The sequence below is a fragment of the Quadrisphaera sp. RL12-1S genome (assembly GCF_014270065.1).
Classification (GTDB): Bacteria; Actinomycetota; Actinomycetes; order Actinomycetales; family Quadrisphaeraceae; genus Quadrisphaera.
The window spans coordinates 151,113-173,371 of record NZ_JACNME010000001.1; the positions used below are offsets into that span (position 1 = coordinate 151,113).

22 protein-coding genes and 1 riboswitch are annotated in these 22,259 nt (G+C 76.0%); of the genes, 10 read left to right on the forward strand and 12 right to left on the reverse strand.

The annotated features are described in order from the left end of the window. Nucleotides 1-15 precede the first annotated feature (15 nt). Nucleotides 16-906 (forward strand): formyltetrahydrofolate deformylase, encoded by an 891-nt coding sequence (purU, locus tag H7K62_RS00615; RefSeq protein WP_186715449.1) that lies wholly within the window; start codon nucleotides 16-18, stop codon nucleotides 904-906. A gap of 49 nt (nucleotides 907-955) precedes the next feature. Then, nucleotides 956-1,267, forward strand: coding sequence for a putative quinol monooxygenase (locus H7K62_RS00620; RefSeq protein ID WP_370591537.1), 312 nt, complete (start codon nucleotides 956-958; stop codon nucleotides 1,265-1,267). A 16-nt stretch (nucleotides 1,268-1,283) separates the two neighbouring features. Here the strand turns inward: H7K62_RS00620 and H7K62_RS00625 are convergent, their stop codons facing one another. Beyond that, nucleotides 1,284-1,796 carry a hypothetical protein gene (locus H7K62_RS00625; protein WP_186715451.1) on the reverse strand — a complete coding sequence of 171 codons (513 nt, stop codon included), beginning with the start codon at nucleotides 1,794-1,796 and terminating at the stop codon, nucleotides 1,284-1,286. Between the two features lie 141 nt (nucleotides 1,797-1,937). Between H7K62_RS00625 and H7K62_RS00630 the strand changes: the two genes are divergently transcribed. Further along, nucleotides 1,938-3,293 carry an MFS transporter gene (locus H7K62_RS00630; protein ID WP_186715453.1) on the forward strand — a complete coding sequence of 452 codons (1,356 nt, stop codon included), beginning with the start codon at nucleotides 1,938-1,940 and terminating at the stop codon, nucleotides 3,291-3,293. A 47-nt stretch (nucleotides 3,294-3,340) separates the two neighbouring features. Further along, the gene (locus H7K62_RS00635; RefSeq protein WP_186715455.1) at nucleotides 3,341-4,432 is read left to right on the forward strand and encodes a GGDEF domain-containing protein; all 1,092 of its coding nucleotides are present in this window, start codon (nucleotides 3,341-3,343) and stop codon (nucleotides 4,430-4,432) included. 62 nt (nucleotides 4,433-4,494) lie between these two features. Here the strand turns inward: H7K62_RS00635 and H7K62_RS00640 are convergent, their stop codons facing one another. The 9 genes from H7K62_RS00640 to H7K62_RS00680 form a co-directional block, all read right to left on the reverse strand. Then, complete coding sequence (locus tag H7K62_RS00640; protein ID WP_222436848.1) at nucleotides 4,495-5,340, reverse strand: ABC transporter permease subunit; 846 nt, start codon at nucleotides 5,338-5,340, stop codon at nucleotides 4,495-4,497. Further along, nucleotides 5,337-6,305 carry an ABC transporter ATP-binding protein gene (locus tag H7K62_RS00645; protein ID WP_222436849.1) on the reverse strand — a complete coding sequence of 323 codons (969 nt, stop codon included), beginning with the start codon at nucleotides 6,303-6,305 and terminating at the stop codon, nucleotides 5,337-5,339. The genes H7K62_RS00640 and H7K62_RS00645 overlap by 4 nt, the downstream gene beginning before the upstream one ends. A 35-nt stretch (nucleotides 6,306-6,340) precedes the next feature. Further along, nucleotides 6,341-7,468 carry a hypothetical protein gene (locus tag H7K62_RS00650; RefSeq protein ID WP_186715457.1) on the reverse strand — a complete coding sequence of 376 codons (1,128 nt, stop codon included), beginning with the start codon at nucleotides 7,466-7,468 and terminating at the stop codon, nucleotides 6,341-6,343. Beyond that, nucleotides 7,468-8,043, reverse strand: a complete 576-nt coding sequence (locus H7K62_RS00655; protein WP_222436850.1) for a sigma-70 family RNA polymerase sigma factor — start codon at nucleotides 8,041-8,043, stop codon at nucleotides 7,468-7,470. Before H7K62_RS00655 ends, H7K62_RS00650 begins: the two co-directional genes overlap by 1 nt. Nucleotides 8,044-8,142: 99 nt before the next feature. Further along, nucleotides 8,143-9,099, reverse strand: a complete 957-nt coding sequence (locus tag H7K62_RS00660; protein ID WP_186715459.1) for an ABC transporter permease — start codon at nucleotides 9,097-9,099, stop codon at nucleotides 8,143-8,145. Nucleotides 9,100-9,161: 62 nt separating this feature from the next. Beyond that, nucleotides 9,162-10,166: a sugar ABC transporter substrate-binding protein gene (locus H7K62_RS00665; RefSeq protein WP_186715461.1), complete on the reverse strand. Its 1,005-nt coding sequence runs from the start codon at nucleotides 10,164-10,166 to the stop codon at nucleotides 9,162-9,164. Between the two features lie 65 nt (nucleotides 10,167-10,231). After that, nucleotides 10,232-11,116, reverse strand: a complete 885-nt coding sequence (locus H7K62_RS00670; protein WP_186715463.1) for an SGNH/GDSL hydrolase family protein — start codon at nucleotides 11,114-11,116, stop codon at nucleotides 10,232-10,234. Further along, entirely contained in the window at nucleotides 11,113-11,865 is a 753-nt protein-coding gene (locus H7K62_RS00675) for an ATP-binding cassette domain-containing protein (RefSeq protein ID WP_186715465.1), read from the reverse strand. The genes H7K62_RS00670 and H7K62_RS00675 overlap by 4 nt, the downstream gene beginning before the upstream one ends. Before the next feature lie 120 nt (nucleotides 11,866-11,985). After that, nucleotides 11,986-13,161 (reverse strand): ROK family transcriptional regulator, encoded by a 1,176-nt coding sequence (locus tag H7K62_RS00680; protein WP_186715467.1) that lies wholly within the window; start codon nucleotides 13,159-13,161, stop codon nucleotides 11,986-11,988. Nucleotides 13,162-13,333: 172 nt separating this feature from the next. Continuing rightward, a riboswitch (FMN riboswitch) is annotated at nucleotides 13,334-13,461 on the forward strand. Between the two features lie 231 nt (nucleotides 13,462-13,692). Between H7K62_RS00680 and ribD the strand changes: the two genes are divergently transcribed. Genes ribD through ribH form a run of 4 tightly spaced genes read left to right on the forward strand, consistent with a single transcriptional unit; the run spans nucleotide 13,693 to nucleotide 17,313 of the window. Then, complete coding sequence (gene ribD, locus H7K62_RS00685) at nucleotides 13,693-14,748, forward strand: bifunctional diaminohydroxyphosphoribosylaminopyrimidine deaminase/5-amino-6-(5-phosphoribosylamino)uracil reductase RibD (RefSeq protein ID WP_370591538.1); 1,056 nt, start codon at nucleotides 13,693-13,695, stop codon at nucleotides 14,746-14,748. Beyond that, nucleotides 14,748-15,401 carry a riboflavin synthase gene (locus H7K62_RS00690; RefSeq protein WP_186715471.1) on the forward strand — a complete coding sequence of 218 codons (654 nt, stop codon included), beginning with the start codon at nucleotides 14,748-14,750 and terminating at the stop codon, nucleotides 15,399-15,401. Before ribD ends, H7K62_RS00690 begins: the two co-directional genes overlap by 1 nt. Next, nucleotides 15,398-16,816 carry a 3,4-dihydroxy-2-butanone-4-phosphate synthase gene (ribB, locus tag H7K62_RS23235; protein ID WP_186715473.1) on the forward strand — a complete coding sequence of 473 codons (1,419 nt, stop codon included), beginning with the start codon at nucleotides 15,398-15,400 and terminating at the stop codon, nucleotides 16,814-16,816. Before H7K62_RS00690 ends, ribB begins: the two co-directional genes overlap by 4 nt. Then, nucleotides 16,813-17,313, forward strand: a complete 501-nt coding sequence (gene ribH / locus H7K62_RS00700; protein WP_186715475.1) for a 6,7-dimethyl-8-ribityllumazine synthase — start codon at nucleotides 16,813-16,815, stop codon at nucleotides 17,311-17,313. Before ribB ends, ribH begins: the two co-directional genes overlap by 4 nt. Nucleotides 17,314-17,427: 114 nt before the next feature. Here ribH and H7K62_RS00705 read toward each other — a convergent pair whose 3' ends face one another. Further along, on the reverse strand, nucleotides 17,428-18,642 hold the full coding sequence (locus H7K62_RS00705; protein ID WP_186715477.1) for an NADP-dependent isocitrate dehydrogenase: 1,215 nt from the start codon (nucleotides 18,640-18,642) through the stop codon (nucleotides 17,428-17,430). Between the two features lie 65 nt (nucleotides 18,643-18,707). Continuing rightward, a complete protein-coding gene (locus H7K62_RS00710) occupies nucleotides 18,708-19,289 on the reverse strand; it encodes a hypothetical protein (RefSeq protein ID WP_186715479.1) in 582 nt (193 codons plus the stop codon). Between the two features lie 272 nt (nucleotides 19,290-19,561). On the opposite strand from H7K62_RS00710, the gene H7K62_RS00715 reads away from it, so the two are divergent. Both H7K62_RS00715 and H7K62_RS00720 read left to right on the forward strand, forming a co-directional pair. After that, the gene (locus tag H7K62_RS00715) at nucleotides 19,562-20,035 is read left to right on the forward strand and encodes a tRNA (cytidine(34)-2'-O)-methyltransferase (RefSeq protein WP_186715481.1); all 474 of its coding nucleotides are present in this window, start codon (nucleotides 19,562-19,564) and stop codon (nucleotides 20,033-20,035) included. 45 nt (nucleotides 20,036-20,080) lie between these two features. Then, nucleotides 20,081-22,159 (forward strand): alpha/beta hydrolase family protein, encoded by a 2,079-nt coding sequence (locus H7K62_RS00720; RefSeq protein ID WP_186715483.1) that lies wholly within the window; start codon nucleotides 20,081-20,083, stop codon nucleotides 22,157-22,159. Nucleotides 22,160-22,259 lie beyond the last annotated feature (100 nt).

Here is a 22,259-nt window from a genome sequence, read left to right on the forward strand (position 1 = left end):
CTACCCTCGTCGGTCGTGTCCGCCTCCGCACCGACGACCCCCTCGAAGCACTACGTGATCGCGCTGGCCTGCCCCGACGGCCCGGGCATCGTGCACGCCGTGACCGGGGTGCTGGCGCACCTGGGCGGCAACATCACCGACAGCCAGCAGTTCGGCGACCCGGACACCGGCCGGTTCCACATGCGCGTGCAGGTCAGCGCCGACCTGGACGAGCCCGCGCTGCGGGGGGCGTTCGCTCCGGTGGCGCAGCGCTTCGGCATGGAGTGGACCCTGGACGAGCTGGGGCGCCCGCTGCGGACGCTGGTGATGGTCTCCCGGGCCGGCCACTGCCTCAACGACCTGCTGTTCCGCACGCGCGCCGGCCAGCTCCCGGTGGACGTCGTCGCCGTCGCGGGCAACCACCGCGACCTCGAGCCGCTGGCGGGCTTCTACGGGGTGCCGTTCCACCACCTGCCGGTGGACAGGTCCGTGGCCGCGGGCGAGCCCGGGTCCCTGGAGGCCGCGGAGGCGGCGCTGCTGGGGCTGGTGGACTCCCTCGACGTGGAGCTGGTGGTGCTGGCCCGGTACATGCAGATCCTGTCGCCGCAGCTGTGCCGGGCGCTGAGCGGGCGGGCCATCAACATCCACCACTCGTTCCTGCCCAGCTTCAAGGGCGCGCGGCCGTACGCCCAGGCGCACGTGCGCGGCGTGAAGATCATCGGTGCGACGGCGCACTACGTGACGCCCGACCTCGACGAGGGCCCGATCATCGAGCAGGACGTCCACCGGGTCGACCACGGCATGACCGTGGCCGAGCTGCAGTCCATCGGGCAGGACGTCGAGGCGCAGGTGCTGGCCAGGGCGGTGCGCTGGCACGCCGAGCACCGGGTGCTGCTGGACGGTCACCGCACGGTCGTCTTCCGCTGACCACCGGTCGGCGCGCGCCCGGGGGCGACCCGTGGGCACCATGTCCGACGTGTCCTCCTCCGTGACGTCCCTGCTCGAGCTCACCCTGACTGCGGAGGCGGTGGCCGACCGCGCCGCCACCGACGCCGTGGTCAGCCAGACGCTCCAGGCCACCCGCGCCTTCGACGGGTGCCTGGGCTGCGACGTCCTGGAGGACGTCGAGGACCCGGCGCACCTGGTGGTGCTCGAGCGGTGGGCCTCGCTGGCCCACGACGACGCCTACCGCGCGTGGCGCCGCACGCCCGAGGGCGCCTCGCGCCTGGGCGAGGTGCTGGCGGGCCCGCCGCGGCTGACCCGGTTCACCACGGCCGACGGCGTCTGAGACGGCCGGCGCGGGCTCAGACCACCACGTCGAGGCCCAGCGCCCCGGTCGCGCCGGTCCCGCCGCGGCCGGCCACCTGCGCGAACGCACTGAGCCACTGCGAGGACTGCGCCGCGGCGTCGCCCGCGCCGACCCGCTGGTCCTGCAGCGCCGGGAGCCCGCCGGTGTCCGCGCTGGAGAGCCCTCCCCCGAGCCCGGCCTGCTCGTCGGCGTCGCCGAGGGCGTCCCGCTCGTCCGGCGGCGCGGCGGCCAGCGCGGCACCTCCCAGCACGGACGCCGGGGAGTACAGGACCCCGGTGCCGTCGGGGCCCAGGGGGTCGAGCGGGGAGGACGAGCCCGGCCCGTCGGAGCCGAGGGTCAGCGCGTCCTGCCTGGGGATGCCGGCAGAGCCGGCGGTCGAGCTGGCCGTCGAGCTGGCCGCGACCGGGTCCACCCCCGAGGAGGGGGCTGCTGCGCTGCGCGCCCACCAGGGTCCCGCGGCGGAGGTGGTCCCCCAGCCCGTGGGCGGCAGCCCCGCGTCGAACGCCATCGCGACCTCCCGGTGCCGACCGGCGGGCCCGGTGCCCGCGTGGTCACCACCGAGCGTGCTCTCACCCTGAGCGTTCGGATCATCACTCTTCGTCGATTCACCCGGTCGGCGTCCGCGCGGGCCGCCGCGTAGCCTCGCCGGGTGACGTCGCACGCCGGGGCACCGGCGCGCGGGGTCGCCGTCTACGGGACCGTGCTCCGGCGGCCCGGGACCGGGCTGACGTTCGCGGCGTCCGTGCTCGCCCGGCTCCCCATCGCCATGGCCCCGCTCGGGATGGTGCTCCTCGTGGAGCGCACGTCCGGCTCGTACGCCACGGCTGGCGCCGTCACCGCGGCCTTCGCCGTCGGCACGGCCGCCGGTGCCCCCGTGTGGGGCCGGGCCATGGACGCCCGCGCCCAGGCCCGCGTCCTGGCGCCCGCCGTCACCGCGAGCGCCGCGCTGCTCGCCGTGCTCGCGCTGTCCGCTCCGCGGGGCGCACCCGCCGCGGTGCTGGCCGGCACCGCGCTCGCGGCGGGCCTGACCTTCCCGCCCTTCAGCGCCGCCATGCGCGCCTCCTGGCGCGTGCTGCTCGCCGACCCCGGCCACCGCCGCGCCGGGTACGCGCTCGACGCGGCCGCGGTGGAGGCGCTGTTCGTGCTGGGTCCGCTGCTGCTGTCGGGGCTGCTGGTCGCGCTGCCGACCTCGGGGCCGCTGCTCGTCACCGCGGCGGTGCTGCTGGTCGGGGGGCTGGGCTACGCGGCCACGGGCTCCGCGCGCCAGGACCCCCACGACCGGTCCCCCGGTGCCGCCCCCGCAGGGGCGGCGGGAGCGGCAGGGGCGGCGGGGACGGCGGGGACGGCGGGGACGGCGGGGACGGCGGAGGTGGGTGCGCCGCCCGCCGCGCGGGCGCTGCTGACCTCCGCGCCGCTGCTGGCGGTGCTGGCCAGCGGCCTGGCGATGGCGCTGGCCTTCGGTGCCACCGACACCTCCCTGGCCGCGACCGCGCGCACCGTGCTCGGTGACGACGCCGCGCTGGGCCTGCTCTTCGCCGCCATCGCCGGTGGCAGCACGCTCGGGGGGCTCGCCTACGGAGCCCTCGGCGGACACCGCTCCGGCGCGCGGCTGCTGCCGGTCCTGCTCGGGGTGTTCGGAGCCGGGCTGGGCGGTGTCGCCCTGGTGCTCGCCGCGCCCGGCAGCCCGCCCACGCCCGTGCTGCTGGGCGTGCTGTTCGTGGTGGGGCTCGTCATCGCGCCCAGCCTCATCATCCAGCAGGCCCTCGTGGACGGGCTGTCACCCGCGGGTCGCACCACCGAGGCGCAGGCGTGGCTGTCCACCGCGGTCACCACCGGCGGCGCCCTGGGCACGGCCGCGGGCGGAGCGGTCATCGAGGCGGCCGGGGTGGCAGCCGCCTTCGGTGCGGCGGCCGCTGCGCTGGGGCTCGCCGCCGTCGTCGCCCTGGTCTCGCAGGGCGCGTGGCGGCGCGCCGACGGCGCCCGCGACGGGCCGTCCGGGTGGTGACGTCCCACGGGGCTGTCCCCCGGGCCCGGACCCGCCGAGGGGAGGACGTGGACCACGTGCGCTCGGACCCGGCCGGCACGGGCCGGCTGCGCCCGCGGCGCACGGAGCTGGCGGTCTTCACCACCTTCGCCGCGGTGCACCTGCCCGGGCTCGTCGTGGCCCTGGGGCGCCCGGCGTGGGCGCCCCTGGGCTCGGTGGCCGTCAGCTTCCTGCTGTGGACGGCGCTGGCCGTGCTGGCCGTGCGGGCCCTGCGCCGCGAGGCCGCGGTGCCGCAGGGGCTGGTGGCGGCGGCGCTGGCGCTGGACGCCGTGGTGCTGACGCTGTCGGGGCTGTCGCCCCCGCGACCCGGGAACCTCGTGGCCGCGGCCGTGGGCATGATCGCCATCTGCGCGGCGTCGGCGCTGCTGACCCGGCCGCGCCACGTCCCGCTCGTCGTGCTGCCCGCGGTGGTGGGTCAGGCGGTGCTCGTCCACGCCGCGGACACCGCCGCGGACACCGCGCGGTACGCGGCCGACACCGCCACCGCCCTCGCCGCGACGGTCGCGACCAGCGCCGTCATCGTGTGGCTCGAGCACTCGCGGCGCAGCGGCGTGCGGGCCCTCGCCGAGGCGGCGACCACGGACCCCCTGACGCGGCTGCTCAACCGCCGCGGGCTGCAGGAGCGGTTCGGCGCCATGCAGCGGCGGTCTGCGGCGCGCGGAGAGGTCGTCGCGGTGGTGGTGGCGGACGTCGACGCGTTCAAGGCCGTCAACGACTCCTTCGGCCACGACGTCGGCGACGCCGTGCTCGTGGCGGTGGCGGACGCCCTGCGGGCCGGGGCGCGCTCGGGGGACCTGCTGGTGCGCCTGGGTGGTGAGGAGCTGGCGTGGGTGGCCCCCTGGCCCGCCGCGGACGCCGCCGTCACCGCGGCGGAGCGCCTGCGCTCGAGGGTCGCCGCGGCCACGGCCGGCGCCGGCCGCCCCGTGACGGTGAGCGCCGGGGTCGCCGTCCTGGACCCCCGCGGCCTCGACGACGGCGAACCCGCCGACGGGCCCGCGGTCCTCTCCCGGCTGCTGGTGGCGGCCGACCGGGCGCTGTACGCCGCGAAGGCCGCCGGCCGCGACCGCGTGGTGGTCGCAGACCCCGTCGCCCACGGCTGACGGCAGCTGACACCAGCTGGGAGCAGCCGGCAGCCGGGAGCCCAGGAGGTGCGGCGGGGCCCTCAGAGGTCCTTGCGGGCCAGCACCGCGGCCGCCAGGGCGAGCACCATGGCGACCCACAGCGCCGCCCACACCAGGTACGCCGGTGTCGGGGAGCTGGTCGACAGGAACGGGAACGCCTCAGCGCCGCGCCCCAGGGCGGTCACCGCCGACGGGTCCTGGAAGGCGCTCATCGCCCCGCGCCACAGCCCGTCGGTGGGCAGCACCACGCGCGAGACCGTGCCCACGCGGGCCACGCCCTCGTTGCCCAGCGCCGACCCGACACCGCCGACCACCCCCGCGATCCACGCCGCGCCGAACAGCCCCACCGACACCACCCCGGACGCCATCGGGGACACGACGGTGGCCAGCAGCACCGACAGGGCGAGGAGCACGGCGGTCTGCCCGGCGAGCAGCAGCAGACCCGCGAGCGGGTGCGGCGGCCAGTAGCCGACGGTGGCGAGCACCACCAGGCACAGCGCCGCTCCCGCCACCACCACGTAGGCCCCGCCGAACACCGCCAGGCCGAGCCACTTGCCGAGCAGCCACGCCCAGCGGCGCACCGGGCGCGCCAGCACCGACAGCACCGCGCCCGACTCGGTCTCGCCGGACAGGGTGGGCCCTGACAGGAACGCCGTGCCGAGGGCTCCGATGAGCGAGAGCCCGAACATCACGAGGTTGAGCACCTGCGAGGCGGCCACGAGCGCCTCCCCGCTGGTGAGCTCCTGAGCGAGGCGCCAGAACCCCCAGCCCGACAGCGCCAGCAGCAGCAGCGTCAGCCCCACGAGGGCCAGCACCACGCGGCGCCGGGACGCCTCCCGCAGGGTGAGCAGCGCCACCACGGCCACCACGCGCAGCTGGTGGCTCACCGCGCAGCCTCCTCGCTGGCCGCCCGCTCCTGCGCGGCTCCGCGCAGGATGCCGAGCAGCCGGTCCTCCAGGCTGACGCGGACCGGCTCGACGGCGTGCACGTCCACCCCGAGCGCCACCAGGTCGCGCACCAGGGCGGGCACAGCGCGCCCGCCGTCGTCGTCCTCAGCCCCGTCGTGGCACAGGGAGAGGGTGAGGACGTCGGGGCCGTCTCCCCCGCGGTGCACCGCTCCGGCCCGGGCGAGCCGCTGCTCGGCGGCCGGGGTGAGCCCGGTGAGCCGCAGCCGCACCTGCCGCTGGCCCAGCAGCTCCTCCAGCGACCCGGCGGCCGCCACCCGCCCCCGTTCCAGGACCACCACGCGGTCGCAGACGCGCTCCACCTCGCCGATGAGGTGGGAGTTCAGCAGCACCGCCACGCCCTGGTCCCGCAGACCGAGGACGACGTCGCGGACGTCGGCGCGGCCCAGCGGGTCGAGGGCGCTGGTCGGCTCGTCGAGGACGACGAAGCGGGGCCGCGCCACCAGCGCCACGGCCAGGCCCAGGCGCTGCTGCATGCCCTTGGAGAACCCGCCCACCCGGTCCGCGGCGCGCGCGCCCAGGCCCACGAGGTCGAGCCGGTCCCGCTGCTCGGCGGCGCTGACGTCGGCGCCGGACAGCCGCACGTGCAGCGCGAGCACCTCCGCGGCGGACAGCCACGGCTGGTAGCGGAACAGCTCGGGCAGGTAGCCGACGCCGGCGCGGGCAGCGGGGTCGGCCACCGGCCTGCCCAGCAGCAGCACCTCGCCGTCGTCGGGGGTGACCAGGCCCAGCAGCATCTTGATGACGGTGGTCTTGCCGGCGCCGTTGGGGCCCAGCAGGCCGACCACCTCACCGCGGCCCACCTGCAGGGACACGTCGTGCACGGCCTGGTGGCGCCGGAACCGCTTGCGCAGGTGGGAGCACCACACCGCGGGCGAGTCCGGCACGGGCCCGCCCGCGGTGTGTGCCGCGGCTGCAGTGGTCAGCGCAGGCCCCGGGCCACGGCGAGCAGCTCGTCGGTGCTCAGGGAGCCGGCCACCGCCGTCACGACGCCGTCGCGCACCCAGACCACGGCGGCCATCGTGCCGTCGTTCGCGCGGACCACGGTGGCCGGCACGCCGTCGACGTCCGCGGTGGACGTGGTGGCGCGGTCGGCGGGCACGGGCAGCGGCAGCGTAGAGCCGTCACCCGTGAACGTGGCCAGCTGGTCGGCGAGGTCGGCGGGGATCCCGGGCAGCGAGAGCAGGTAGTCGCGCACCTGCGTGAAGGGCACGCCCGTCGACTCGGCCGTGGGGGCCTTCGCCCGGCCGACCACCAGGGCGGGCGCCCCGGACGACGACGACCAGGTGGCCGCCACCCCCGGGCCGGCGGTGAGCCGGACGACACTGCCGTCCAGGCCCGCGGGCACCGGCGGGAGCTGCCCGCCCGCGGCCCGGGCGGAGGCGGCGGCCTTCGCGGAGGAGAACGTGAAGCTGACCTGGCCGGCGTCGCCCACCTGGTAGGTCGGCTGCCCGGTCACGCCGCGGGGCAGCTCGGCCACGCGCGGCACCTGCAGGCCCGTGGCCTGCGCCGCGCTGGCCGCGTCAGCGACCTGCCGGACCTCGACGGGCTTCGTGGTCACCGCGTCGCCGAAGGCGCTGGGGTCGGGCAGCTGCCCGAGGCCCGCGAGGTCGGCGGAGGTGACGCTCACCGGCGCCACCTGCTGCACCTGGAAGATGCGCAGCCAGTCCGACGCGGCGGCCGTGCCCGCACCGGCGACGACGACGGCGACACCGAGCGCCACGACTCCCGGGCGGCGCCAGGCGCTGCGCCGGCCCGAGCGGCGGCGCGCGGGGTCGAGCGCGACCACGGAGCTGCGGTCGCCCGTGCCCGCCGCGGCGGACCCGCTCAGGCGCTGCCAGGCGGCGTCGCCGTCCTGCGCGGTGGGCGAGCCGGCGTGCTCGGCGCCGAGCAGCGCGGACACCGCCGACGCGTCCTGGCGAGCGACCGACACCGCGTGCTGGCAGCGGGTGCAGGCGGCCACGTGGGCGCGGTCGGGGTCGGAGACCCCGGCGGGCTCGTCGACGAGGCGGCGCAGGACGCCGTCGGCGGGGTGCTTCCTGGAGGACATCAGCGGGTCAGCTCCTCGCGCAGGGCGCTCTCGGCGCGTCGGACGGTGGTGCCGACGCTGGTGGGTGACAGGTGCAGGGCCGCCGCGACCTCGGCGTACGACAGGCCGGAGTGCCGCAGCACCAGGGCGGTGGCCTGCCGGCGGGGCAGGCGGGCGAGGGCTTCCCGGACGCGGCGGCGCTCCTCGCCGGCGACGACGCCCTCCGCGACGTCGGGGGTGGCCCCGCCGGTGAGGGCGGCGTCGCGGGTGGCCGCAGCGTCCTCTCGGGCGGTGCGGCGCCGCCCCGAGCGCAGGAGGTTCAGCGCGGTGTGGCTGGCTGCCACGCACAGCCAGCCGCGCGCGGCCTCGGCCGGGACGGTGGCGGCCGAGGACCTGGCGAAGGACAGGAAGACCTCCTGCGCCACGTCGTCGGCCTGCTGCCGCGAGCCGAGCACGCGGGCCGCGACACCGGCCACCAGGGCGTAGTCGCGCCGGAAGACCGCCTCGAGGTCGGCCCTCATGGCGGCCCGGTCACCGGTGCGCGCCTCGCCGACGGCGCGACGGGCGGCGACGGGCGGGCCGACGGCCCTGAGCACCCCTGCGGTCTCGACACGCTCCACACCCCCTCAGCACCGCCGGTGCCCAGGATGTGACGAGCCAGCGCGAGCGCCCTCGTCAGCCGCTGGGGCGTGTCGCTAGGAGCGGAAGCGCCGGGCCCGCCGCAGCTGGTCCACCGCCACCGCCAGGGCCAGGATCACGCCGGTCACGACGTTGCCCCACTGCGGGTTGGTGCCCGTCAGCGAGAGCGTGTTGTTGATGACGGCGAAGAGCAGGGCGCCCAGCGCTGTGCCGCCGATCGTGCCCACTCCCCCGAACAGGCTCGTCCCGCCGATGATGACCGCGGCGATCACCTGGAAGGTGAAGCCGGTGCCTCCGGCTCCTGGGTCGGCGGTGGCGACCCTGGAGGCCAGGAGGATGCCGCACAGGCCCGCGACGACGGCGCTGGCCGTGTAGAGCGCGGTGTTCATGACCGCGGGCCTCACCCCGTTGGCCCGGGCCGCGGCGGTGTTGCCGCCGAGGGCTCGCGCGTCGTACCCGAAGCGGGTGTGGGTGAGGACCACGTGAGCCACGACCCCGATGAGCAGTGCGTACAGCACGAGGAAGGGAACGCCGAACAGGTTGAGCTGCGCGACGTCCGTGAACCCGCTCGGAAAGCCGAACCTCGGGGTTCCCGACGTGCTCACGACCACCAGCCCGCTGCCGACGAAGAGCGTGGAGAGGGTCGCGATGAACGGCGGGATGCCGATCACCACGATGAGCAGGGCGTTGACGAGACCGATGACGGCGCTGGCCAGGAGCCCACCCACGAGGGCCAGCTGCCAGGGCACCCCGGCGTTGAGCAGGAAGCCCGTCGAGACCCCGCCGACCGCGAAGACCGAGCCGATGGACAGGTCGAGGCCGCCTCCGATGATGAGGAGCGTCGCTGCGCTGGCGCCGATGAAGTAGATCGACGCCGAGCGCAGCACCTCGATGAGGTTGGCGCCTGACAGCGCGACGGGGTTGGAGGCCGCCGCGAGGGCGAGCAGCACGGCGATGATGATCACGATGCCGAGCTGCTGGCCGGAGGCGGCGCGGCGCAGGGAGGCGAGCACGGGAGCTCCTCGGGTGCGGGAGGGGACTGCTGGACCGGTGGCGTCCGTCGCCGGCGCTGCGCTCACTGCGCCGGGAGGTTGCTCTTGTCGTAGTAGGTGCTCGTGGTGGGGATGAACTCCGGCAGCTGCTGCCCCTCGGAGAGGCTCTTGACGGCCTCTGCGGCCTTCGTGCCCGCCTCGCACCAGCCCTGCTCGCCGACGCCGAGGAGGGAGCCGTCCTCGATGGCGGCGCGGTGGTCCGGGGTGAGGTCGTTCGCGACGACCGTGACCTTGCCGGTCAGGCCGCGCTCCTTGACGGCCGTGATGGCCGCCGCCACGTCGGTCCCCTGCACCGCGAAGAGCGTGGTGATCTCGGGGTGGGCGGTCAGCATGTTGCTCCACAGCTCGGGCGCCTTGGTGGCGTCACCGTTGGTGTAGTCACCGGCGACGACCTTGATCCCGGGGAACTTCGACGCGGCCGCGTCCTGGAAGCCCTTGATCTCGTCGACGTGCGGGGTGGTGCTCGCCGACCCCGACAGCACTCCGACCTGGGCGTCGGGCTGCTTGGCGCCCAGACCCTCGGCGATGATGCCGCCGAGCTGCTTGGCGTCGGTGCCGACCTGGGTCTGCTGCCCGGTGCTGGGCGCGCCGGCGTTCTGGGCCACCACGTAGATGCCCTTGGCGCGGGCCTCCTGGATGACGGGGGTGAAGAGCTCAGGGATCGTGGGGAAGACCACGAGGGCGTCCGTGCCGTTCGCGATCGCCTGGGAGATGAGGTCGATCGCTCCCTGGTTGTCGACGGCGCTCCCCGGGGTGCCGACCTCGTTGGTCTTCCAGCCGTAGGTGTCGGCCTGCTTGGTCAGGCAGTCCCCGACGTCGGTGAAGGCGGGGTAGAAGGGCGCCGGGTTGACGTAGGTGATGGTCTTGACCGGTCGCAGCGACGCGGAGGCCGAGGACGAGCCCGAGGCGCTGCCGGAGGCGGCGTCGACGGAGCCGCCGCTGACCGCACCGCAGGCGGTGGAGGTCATCAGGAGAGCTGTCGCGGCGAGGGCGGTCAGCAGGGGGCGGCGGGCAGGCTGGTGGCTCATGGGACGACCTCTCTGTCGTGTCAGGTGGTGTCGGGGGGGGCGGGCGCGTCGGGCTGCGGTGCCGGTCAGTGCAGGGCGGCGAGACCCCGCACCACGACCTCGGCGATGAGCCGCTGCCCGCCCCGGCTGGGGTGGACCCCGTCGGGCAGGAGCCACCGGGCGGGGTCCAGGTCGGCGAGCGCGCGGTGGACGTCGATGAGGGGGACGGAGGCCTGTTCGCGGATCACGGCGACGAGGCCGTCGAGGTCCTCCCCGTCCCAGCTGATGACCTCGGCCTGGAAGCCCGGCCAGGCGGCGGCGAGCTGGCCGTCCACCGGTGGTGGGGTGAGGACCACGTGGCGGGCTCCAGGCACGGAGGCGACCATCTCCTCCAGCGCGCGCAGGTCACGAGCGCTCTCGCGGGTGCTGGTGGTGGGCACGCGGAGGCGCCCGTGGCGGCGCACGTCGTTGGTGCCGAGCATCTGCAGCACCCACGTGGGACGAGCGGCGGCCACCAGCTCGAAGCGCGAGACGGCCTCCTGCGTGGTGCTCCCGGTCCAGCCGTTGTTGACGACCACCGCACCGGGTCGGTGCACGGCGAGGGCGGCGGAGAGGAGGTGGCCCCACGAGCACAGGTCGTCGGTGATGGAGTCACCGAGCAGGACGACGCGGTCCTCGCCCGTGAGGGGGAGGGCGGCGAAGGCCTCTCGCAGGGAAGGGTCTCGCGCCAGCTGCTCGCCGGCGGTGCGCGCCTCGTCCTCCAGGCCCGCACGGACGGCGCGGTAGTCGGGGCTCGGCAGACCCGCGACGAGGGCGTTGACGGCCTCCGCCTCAGCGGCGCTCCTCTGCGCCGACGCGAGGGGGAGCGACTTCTCCAGGTGGAAGAAGCGGACGGCGAGGTCGCTCGCGGTCGTCGAGTCACGCAGGTCGCTCAGCTCGGAGGGGTCGCGCGGGAGGCTGCGGGCGGTCACGCCACCCTCCCCCTGTCGGCGGCGAGGGAGCCGGTGATGAGGCCGACCACCTCGTCGCGGCTGGTGTCGGCCGTGCGCCGCACGCCGGCCACCCGCCCCAGGCGCATGACCTGGACGCGGTCGGAGAGCTGGGCCACCAGCTCGAGGTCGTGACTGACGATGATCACCGCTGCCCCCCTGTCGCGCAGGCGCCGGACGAGGTCAGCGGCCTGTGCGGTCTCACGGACTCCGAGGGCCGCGGTCGGCTCGTCGAGGAGCACCACGTGGCCGCCCGAGCGCATCGCCCTGGCGATGGCGACCATCTGGCGCTGGCCGCCGGACAGCATGCCGATCTCGGTGCGCACGTCGGCGACGGTGACGGCGAGGTCGTCCAAGACGCGCCTGGCCTCGCGCTCCATGCCGCGGCGGTCGACGAACGGGCCCCGGCGGGGGAAGTCGCCCAGGAACATGTTGGTGGCCACGTCGAGCACCTCGACGAGGGCCAGGTCCTGGAAGACCGCCGCCACGCCCGCGCGCCGGGCGTCAGCAGGGCTGTGGAAGTCGTACGGGACACCGTCCACACGCACCTCACCGCTGTCCGGGCGGTGGATCCCGCTGATGGTGCGGATGACGCTCGACTTGCCGGCTCCGTTGTCGCCGACGACAGCGAGGACCTCCCCGCGGTGGGCCTCGAGGTCGACCTCGGAGAGGGCGGTCACCTGTCCGAAGGTCTTGGTGATCCCCTTGAGCTGCAGCGCGGGCGCGTCCACGGGCTCGCTCCTTCCGATCGCGACGACGGCGTCGACAGATCAGGAGCCTGGACTTCACGAGATGAAAACTCAACACCTCTCAGGGCGCCACATGACGGCTGCCGATTCGTCAGACGCAGCTCAGGACAGGAGGGCCTTCGCCCCGGCCATCCGACGCCACCCCAGGCCGCCCAGAGCCAGTGCCACGGCCCCCATGGCCGTGTGCCGGTCGCCCAGCTGCCCTGCGCTCACGACGGGTGCGGCCCGGCCGGGCACGGCGGCCTCCTGGACCGCCCGCCGCACGGGCTCCACCACCACCTCCCCCGCGCGCGCCAGGGCCCCCACGACCACGACGGTGTCAGGAGCCACCAGCAGGCAGGCGGTCGCGACGACTCCGCCCACCAGCTCGGCGGCGTCCGCAGCGATCCGCCGGGCACCGGGGTCGTCGGCAGCGACCATGGCGAGGAAGTCGGCGAAGCGCAGTCCCGGGTGCAGCGGGCTCATGCTGGCGAGGACCGCCGGCACCGCGGCAACGGTGTCGAGGCAGCCGCGCTTGCCGCAGCGGCACAGCGGACCGAGGCGGTCCACCAGCACGTGGCCGATCTCCCCCGCCCCCCCGGCCGACCCGGTGACGAGCCGGTCGCCGAGCACGATCCCGGCACCGATGCCGCTGTGGATCTTGACGGTCAGCGTGCTCGAACCCTGGCGCCCCGCTCCGTAGACGTGCTCCCCCAGCGCTGCGAGGTTGGCGTCGTTCTCGATGACGGCGGGGGCGCCGAGCGCGGCCGACACCGCGGACGCGGTGGTGCCGGCCCACCCGGGGAGCACCGAGGAGGGGGCGACCTCCTGCCGCTCGGAGTCCACAGGTCCCGGCAGGGCGACGCCGATCCCGGACAACGCGCGCCCGGCCAGGCCGGAGGCCCCCAGGGTGTCGTCGATCATCTCGCGGACTACCTGCAGGCCCCGGGCGCTGTCGTACCCGTCCGGGAGCGCCCTCTCGGCACGTGCCAGCTCGGTGGCGTGCACGTCGGCCACGAGCAGGCGGACGGTGCGGAACCCGAAGTCGACACCCGCGACCGTGGCCAGCTGGCCCTTCACGCGGAGGGCGGTGCCCCTCCCGCCGGCCGGGGGCCCGGCCTCGACCACCAGCCCCTCGTCAGAGAGCCCCCGCACCACCGCGGTGATGGTGGAGGGCGCCAACGAGGTGGCGCGGGCGAGGCCGGCGCGGCTGAGCACCCCGTGGTCCCGCAGCGCCGCGACGGTGCGGTAACGGGTGGTGGACGGGTCGACACCGGCGACATCTCGGAATGTCGTCACGCCCGGAGTCTAGGTCTCCGGCCCGACACTTCAGGAGGTGAACGCAGCGCGACTTCCGGATCACCCCGGCGGCTTACCCGGCAGGCCATGCGCTCCTGCCCACCCAGGCACCTCCCAGGCTGGACGAGTGGCACTCCCGGACCCCGTCGTGGCAGCATCAACAGCTGAACGACGCGCGCTCCGGGGTCGGTGCAATTCCGAACCGGCGGTGACAGTCCGCGACCCGACCGCAGCCAGCGGCCGGTGGACCTGGTGGAACCCCAGGACCGACGGTGAGAGTCCGGAGGGGAGGAGCACGCGGAGGGGCCCCGCGAGGGGACCCTCCCGCAGCGCCGTCGGCAGGGCCCAGCGGCCCGCCGCGTCGTCCGCCTCCCGGGGCGGGTGCCCGGCCACCGCAGGGGGTCGTCCGCCGCCGTCGCCCTCCCCCGCAGCACCCCGGAGCCTGCACCGATGCGGGAGGGGACGGGGTTGAGCAGCGAGCAGGGCCTCACGGGCCTCCACAGCGGTGTCCACAGCCCTGTGGACGGACCTGTGGACAACCGTTCGGTCGAGCGCGCGCTGGAGCTGGCGCGCCGTGGCCCTCAGACGGAGAACCCGCAGGTCGGGTGCGTGCTCGTCGCCCCTGACGGGGCGGTCCTCGGCGAGGGCTGGCACCGCGGCGCGGGCACGGCCCACGCGGAGGTCGCCGCCCTGGCCGACGCCGCGGCACGGGGCCACGACCTCGCGCGGGCCACCGGCTGGACCGCTGTCGTGACCCTCGAGCCGTGCCGGCACACCGGCCGCACGGGCCCCTGCACGCGCGCCCTGCTCGACGCCGGCGTGGCTCGCGTGGTGGTCGGCACCCCCGACCCGACGCCCACCGCGGGCGGCGGAGCCGCTGAGCTGCGCGCGGCCGGTGTCGACGTCGTCGTCCTCGACGACCCCCGGGCCGCCGAGCTGCTGAGGCCGTGGACGCGCGCCCACCGCCACCGCCGTCCCACCGTGACGTGGAAGTACGCCGCTACGCTCGACGGGTACAGCGCCGCCGCCGACGGCTCCAGCCGCTGGATCACCGGGCCCGTGGCCCGCGCCGACGTGCACGCCCGCCGCGCCCAGCACGACGCCGTGCTCGTCGGCACCGGCACCGCCCTGGCCGACGACCCCGCCCTCACCGTCCGCGACGCCTCCGGCGCACCGCTGCCTCGGCAGCCGCTGCGGGTGGTGGTGGGCCTGCGCGACCTGCCCGCCGGTGCGCGGCTGCTCGACGCCTCCGCCGAGACGGTGCACCTGCGCACCCGCGACCCCCGCGAGGCGCTGAGCGCGCTGTGGGAGCGCGGGGTGCGCTCGGTGTGGCTGGAGGGCGGACCGCAGCTGGCGGCGGCGTTCTGGCGGGCCGGGCTGGTCGACGACGTCGTCGCGCACCTCGCCCCCGCGCTGCTCGGCGCCGGTCGCAGCGCCCTGGGTGACCTCGGCGCCACCTCCATCGGCGACGCGCTCCGGCTGGAGCTCGTCGACGCGTCGGTGCTCGGCGGCGACGTCGTCGTCCTCGCCCGCCCCCTCGACCCCGCAGACCAGCAGCAGAAGTCCGACCAGCAGCAGGAGGCCTGATGTTCACCGGCATCGTCGAGGAGCTCGGAGAGGTCGTGGCGCTGGAGCGCGGCGAGACCTCCGCCCGCCTCACCGTCCGCGGCCCGCTCGTCACCGGCGACGCCGTCCACGGCGCGTCCATCGCCGTGGACGGCTGCTGCCTCACCGTGGTCGAGATCCAGCGCGACGACGACGGCGCACCGGTCGGCTTCACCGCCGACGCCATGCTCGAGACCCTGGAGCGCACCACCCTCGGTGCGCTGCGCCCCGGGGACCGCGTGGACCTGGAGCGCCCGGTGGCCGCCGGCGGCAGGCTCGGCGGTCACGTGGTGCAGGGCCACGTCGACGGCGTCGGTGAGGTCGCGGCGCGCGTGCCCGGCGACCGCTGGGAGGTCGTCACGGTGTCGGTGCCGGCCGACCTGGCGAAGTACGTGGTGGAGAAGGGCTCGGTCGCCGTCGACGGCGTCTCCCTCACGGTGACGGAGGTCAGCGGCGCGGGCGCCGAGCGGGCGTGGTTCTCCGTCTCCCTCATCCCGGAGACGCTGCGCGCCACCACGCTGGGCCGCAAGGGCGTCGGGGACCCCGTGAACCTCGAGGTGGACGTGCTGGCCAAGCACGTCGAGAGGCTGCTCGCGGACCGCGCGGTCGCCGGGCTGGCGGAGTCCGTGCGATGAGCGCCTGCACCTCCTCCCAGACCGGTCTCGACGGCCTGAGCACCGTCGAGGAGGCGCTCGCCGCGCTGCGCTGCGGCCGTCCGGTCCTCGTGCTCGACGACGACGACCGCGAGGACGAGGGCGACGTCATCCTCGCCGCCTCGCTCGCCACGCCCTCGTGGGTCGCGTGGACCGTCAAGCACGGCTCCGGCCTGCTGTGCGCCCCGATGCCCGCCGTGCTCGCCGACTCCCTGGGCCTGCCCGACATGGTCGAGCGCAACGAGGACTCGCTGCGCACCGCGTACACGGTCACCGTGGACGCCGCCTCCGGCGTCACCACCGGCATCAGCGCCGCCGACCGCGCCCGCACCGCGCGGGTGCTCGCCGACTCGGCCTCCGGCCCCGCCGACCTCATCCGCCCCGGGCACGTGCTGCCGCTGCGCGCCCGGCCCGGCGGCGTGCTGGAGCGCCGCGGGCACACCGAGGCCGCCGTCGACCTGTGCCGCCTGGCCGGGCTGCCCCCCGTCGCGATCATCACCGAGCTCGTGGACCTCGACGACCCCGACGGCGACATGCTCCGCGGCCCGGGCGTCGTGGCGCTCGGCGCCCAGCACGACCTGCCCGTCATCACCATCGAGCAGCTCGCCGCCCACCTGCGCGCCGAGGCCGCCACCCCCACCCCCCGCGAGGGGCGGTCGGCCACCGCGGCCACCGCGGCCACCTCCCGCCGCGCGCCCGAGCGGCAGCGCGTGGTCGAGGTGGCCCGCGCCGCGCTGCCCACGGAGCACGGCGACTTCACCGCCGTCGCCTTCCGCGACCTCGCCACGGGCGCCGAGCACCTCGCGGTGGTCGGACGGCCGCCGCGCGCGTCGTCGTCCCCGTCCTCCCCGCAGGCGGTCGCGCCGCTGGTGCGGGTGCACTCGGAGTGCCTCACCGGCGACGCGTTCGGGTCGCTGCGCTGCGACTGCGGGCCGCAGCTGGGCGCGGCCCTGGACCGGATCGGCGCTGAGGGCGGGGTGCTGGTGCACCTGGGCGGCCACGAGGGGCGGGCCATCGGCCTGTCCGCCAAGGTCGCGGCCTACGCGCTGCAGGACGGCGGCGCCGACACCGTGGACGCGAACCTCGAGCTGGGGCTGCCCGTCGACGCCCGCGAGTACGGCGGCGCGGCAGCGGTGCTGCGCGCGCTCGGCGTGGAGCGGGTGCGGCTGCTGACCAACAACCCGGCCAAGGCCGCCGGGCTCGGCGAGCACGGCGTGCAGGTGGTCGAGCAGGTGGGCCTGCACGTGGGCCGGCCCGGGAGCGGCACCGCCCCGCTGCGGGAGGCCTACCTCGCCACCAAGCGCGCCCGGATGGGCCACACGCCCCCCACGCCCGCTTCCGCGCTCTCCGCGGCGAGCAAGCAGGACACGACGACGACGCAGGAGGAGCAGGCATGAGCGGACACGGAGCACCGGCGCTGCAGGTGGACGGGAGCGGCGTGCGCGTCGCCGTGGTCGCCGGGCTGTGGCACACCGAGGTGGTGGAGGGCCTGCTGGCCGGCGCGCTGCGCGCGCTGGAGGCGGCCGGCGCTCCGGAGCCCACCGTGGTGCGCGTGCCCGGGACCTTCGAGCTGCCGGTGGCGGCGGCCCGCCTGGCGGCAGCCGGCTACGACGCCGTGGTGGCGCTGGGCGTGGTGGTCCGCGGCGGCACGCCGCACTTCGAGTACGTCTGCTCCGCGGCCACCACCGGGCTCACCGAGGTGGCCGTGCGCACCGGCGTGCCGGTCGGGTTCGGGGTGCTGACGTGCGACACCGACGCGCAGGCGCTGGACCGCGCCGGCCTGCCGGGCAGCAAGGAGGACAAGGGCGCCGAGGCGGCGGAGGCGGTGCTGGGCACGCTCGCCGCGCTGCGCGCGGCGGGGGCGCTGGGTCCTCGCCAGCCCGCGCTCACCTGACCCGACCTCCGCGACGACGACGGCCGCGCCACGGCGGCCCTGGACGGCGACCACCGGCGGCACCCGAGGGGTGCCGCCGGTGGTCGCCGTGCTGCGGAGAGCTCCGGCCTCAGGTCAGGCGAGGGCCTTCGCGAGGTTCTCGTCCAGCGTGGCGAGGAACTCCTCGGTGGTCTGGAACGGCTGCTCCGGGCCCACCAGCAGCGCGAGGTCCTTGGTCATCTTGCCGCTCTCGACGGTGGAGATGACGACCTGCTCGAGCTTCTCGGCGAACTCGCGCACCGCGGGGGTGCCGTCGAGCTTGCCGCGGTGGTCCAGCCCGCGGGTCCACGCGTAGATCGAGGCGATCGGGTTGGTGGACGTCGGCTTGCCCGCCTGGTGCTGGCGGTAGTGGCGCGTCACCGTGCCGTGCGCGGCCTCGGCCTCCACCGTGCGCCCGTCCGGCGTGGCCAGGACGGAGGTCATGAGGCCGAGGGAGCCGAAGCCCTGCGCGACGGTGTCGGACTGGACGTCGCCGTCGTAGTTCTTGGTGGCCCAGACGTAGCCGCCCTCCCACTTCAGGGCGGAGGCGACCATGTCGTCGATGAGGCGGTGCTCGTAGGTGATGCCCGCCTTCTCGAACTGGTCCTTGAACTCGGTCTCGAAGACCTCGGCGAAGATGTCCTTGAACCGGCCGTCGTAGGCCTTGAGGATCGTGTTCTTCGTCGACAGGTACACCGGGTAGTTCCGGGCCAGGCCGTAGTTCATCGACGCGCGCGCGAAGTCGCGGATGGAGCTGTCGAGGTTGTACATCGACAGGCTCACGCCGGCACCGGGGGCCTGGAAGACCTCGTGCTCGATCGGCTGGGAGCCGTCGGACGGGGTGAACGTCACCGTCAGCGTGCCCGCGGAGGGGAACGTGAAGTCGGTGGCGCGGTACTGGTCGCCGAAGGCGTGGCGGCCCACGATGATCGGCTTGGTCCACCCCGGGACGAGCCGCGGGATGTTGCTGATGATGATCGGCTCGCGGAAGATCACGCCGCCGAGGATGTTGCGGATGGTCCCGTTCGGGGAGCGCCACATCTTCTTGAGGCCGAACTCCTCCACCCGCGCCTCGTCGGGCGTGATGGTGGCGCACTTGACGCCGACGCCGTGCTTCTTGATGGCGTTGGCGGAGTCGATCGTCACCTGGTCGTCGGTGGCGTCGCGGTGCTCGATGCCGAGGTCGTAGTACTCGAGGTCGACGTCGAGGTAGGGGTGGATCAGGCGGTCCTTGATGAACTGCCAGATGATCCGCGTCATCTCGTCGCCGTCGAGCTCGACGACCTTGCCCTCGACCTTGATCTTCGCCATGCGCGTCCCTGTCCTCCGTCGGAGCAGCCGGTACCTGGAGCCTTCCCCCCGAACCTACCCAGGTCTCATCGCGCAGCACGTCGCAGGTGCTCCTCGACCGCCTCGCGGACCACGTCCGACGGGGTCCTCCCGCGACGCCGCGCCTCGTCGACGAGGCGCTCGTGCAGCCAGACGGGCATCCTGGAGGACACGCGAGGGGATGCGCCGCGGTCACCGCCGTCCCGGCCGTCGAACCGCTCCAGCGGCTGCCCTCCCGGTCGCCGGTGGATCCTCAGCGACTCCTCGTGCGCCGTCCTGGAGCGCTCCGGCTCACCCCGACGCCGCGGCCGCCAGCCGGGCAGCTGCTCGTGCCACCCGTCCTGGCGGGCGTCGGCCGGAGGCCGGTCGTGCCCGGCGCTCCAGGGCCAGGACACCCGCCCGTCGGGGGTCCACCAGGCGCGCTCGGCGCGCAGGCCACCGGGGAGGAGCCCGCGCCGCTGCTGCCGCAGGCGCCGAGGAGGCCGCGGCACGAGGACGGCGACGGGCTCGTCCGCCGCGAAGCCCAGCTCCTCGTCGGTCCACTCGTCGTGGTCGAGCTCGTCGGTCCACCCCTCGTCCTCGGCGGCCTCCGGCTCGCCGTCGACGTCGGTCTGCTCCTCACCAGGCACAGCGGGAGCCTGCCCGCAGCCCGGGCACCCCCGCTCGCGGCGGCCCGGGGTCCTGTGGACGACCAGGCGGCGGGGCGGGGTGCGGGCGGTAGTCCGCCGGTGCCTCGCCCAGCACCGGCCGGGGGACGGCCCTCCCGGAGACCGGAGCCCTGTCGGACAGGGCTCCGGTCTCCAGGAAACGGGTCCCGGGAGCCGCTCGGGAGCGGCCCGGACGGGGCTCGGGGGTCCGCCGGCCTCACGCTCGCGGCAGGGGCGGACGGCAGACTGGGCACGTGTTCCACGTCGTCCTCGTCGAGCCGGAGATCCCCGGCAACGCCGGCGCCGCCATCCGGCTGTCGGCCACCACCGGCGCCCACCTCCACCTGGTGCGCCCGCTGGGCTTCGACCTGGAGGACTCCAAGCTCCGGCGCGCCGGGCTCGACTACCACGACCTCGCCCGCACCACCGTGCACGACGACGTCGAGGCGCTCTGGGGGGCGCTGGCCGAGCTGGGCTCGCGGCGGGCGTTCGCGCTGACGTCCTCGGCCACGCGCTGGTACACGGACGTCGCCTACGCCGAGGGCGACGCGCTGCTGTTCGGCCGGGAGTCGGTGGGCCTGCCCGAGCGGGTCCTGGCCGACCCGCGCGTCACGGACCGGCTGCGCATCCCGATGCTGGCGCAGCGGCGCTCGCTGAACGCGTCCAACGCCGTCGCCGTCGTCGTCCACGAGGCGTGGCGACAGCACGGCTTCGCCGGCGGCGCCTGACCGCCACGGGGCCCCGGCCGCGTCCCGGGCGTAGCGTCGAGGCCGATGCTCCCCTCAGACCTGCCCCTGCTCGCGGGCTGCTATAGCCCCTCGCTCACCCCGGACGGGCTCACCGCCGTCGTGTCGGTCACCGCCCCGGACCTCGCCACTGACGAGGAGGCCGGTGACCTGTGGAGGGTCGCCACCGACGGCACCGCTCCCCCGCACCGCCTCACCCGCGGCCACCGCGACACGGCCCCCGCGCTCAGCCCCGACGGCCGCTGGGTGGCGTTCCTGCGGGCGGAGCCCGGTGGGCGACCGCAGCTGCACCTGGTGGAGCTGGCCGGTGGTGAACCGGTGGCCCTGACCACCGCCGAGCAGCTGCCGCTGGGCGCTGGCGCGCCCGTGTGGTCCCCCAGCGGCGCCGCGCTCGCCTTCAGCGCGCGGGTGCCGGAGCCGGGCCGCTACGGCACGTCCACCGGTCCCGCGCACCTGCGCGGTCCCGACGCCGAGCCGCCGCGCCTCATCACCGCTCCGGCGCACCGCGTCGACGGCGTGGGCTTCACGCTCGACCGCCGCCAGCACGCGTTCGTGCTGGACGTGGACCGGGCGGCGCTGGACGCCGGCCAGCGCGTCGCCGCGCCCGACCGGCCCGCCCCGCGACAGGTCACCGACGGCGACGCCGACGACACCGGCGTCGCGTGGACGGCGGACGGGCTGGCGCTGCTCGTCGTCTCGGCGCGCCACGGCTCCGCCGGGCACGACCTGCGCCGCGGCGTGCACCGGGTGGAGGCGACCGCGCACCGCCAGAGCCAGCTCGACCCGGTGGTCGGCGGTGACCTCGCCGTCAGCCAGGTGGCCCCCGACCCCGACGGCCGGCGGCTGTGGCTGCTCGCGACGGAGCTGGACGAGCGCGGGCTCGGCGCCGTGGCGCAGCCGGAGTCGCTGTTCACCGCCGTCCTGGTCCCCGACGCCGACCCGGGCGGGCCCGGCAGCGCGGTCCCGGCGGGCGCCGGGAGGGCGCTGCGGCTCACCCCGCCGGACGTCGACCTCGGCGACCCCGCCGGGTTCCTGCTGGTCGACGCCGCGGGCGCGCTGGTGGCCGAGCGCCACCGCGGGGCGCTGCGGCTGCTGCGCGTTCGTCCGGACGGCGCCCGGGAGGTGCTGCTGGGCGGCCCGCTGCAGGTGACCGCGGCGGCCAGCACGCCCGACGGGACCGGGCTCGTGGCGGTGGTGGCCGACCAGGCGAGCCGCGGCGAGCTGGTCCGGGTCGGTCCCGGGGGCGCCGAGGACGCCCAGGACTCCCAGGGCGGGGAGCCGCTGCCGCTGACCGACGTCGGGGGTCCGCTGCGCGCCACGGGGCGCCTGCGCCCGCTGCTGGAGGTCGAGCACCCCAGCGGCGACGGACACCCGGTGCACGGGTGGGTGGTGCTGCCCGACGAAACGCGCTACGGCGCCGGGCCGCACCCGGTGCTGCTGATGGTCCACGGCGGTCCGCACGCCCAGTACGGGTGGGGGCTGTTCGACGAGGCGCAGGTGGCCGCGGGCGCCGGGTACGCCGTGGTGATGGGCAACCCGCGGGGGTCGGCCGGGTACGGCCTGGCGCACGGCGAGGCCGTGCTGGGCGCGCTGGGCTCGGTGGACGCCGACGACGTCGAGGCGCTCCTGGACGGCGTGCTCGGCGACGCGTCCCTCCCCCTGGACCGCGAGCGGGTGGGGATCATGGGCGGCAGCTACGGCGGCTACATGACGGCGCTGCTCACCACGCGCACGCAGCGGTTCGCCGCCGCCGTCGTCGAGCGCGGCTACCTCGACGCGACGAGCTTCGTGGGGTCGGCCGACATCGGCTGGTACTTCCCCGACCAGCTGCACGGTTCGGAGGAGGCCATGCGTGAGCAGTCACCGCTCACGCACGTCTCCTCGGTCCGCACGCCCACGCTCGTCATCCACTCCGAGCAGGACTGGCGCTGCCCGGTGGAGCAGGGGCAGCGGTGGTGGACGGCGCTGCGGCGCCAGGGGGTGGAGTCCGAGCTGCTGCTCTTCCCCGGTGAGGGGCACGAGCTGACCCGGTCTGGCCGTCCGAGCCACCGCACGGCCCGCTTCGAGCACCTGCAGCGGTGGTGGGCCCGGCACCTGCCGGTCTGACTCAGGTCTGACTCAGGTCTGACCGGATTCGCCCCGCACGTCCGTGACCTGCGTCGTCGCAGGTCACGGGCGTGCGGACTCCCTCGTGGATGACTCTCGA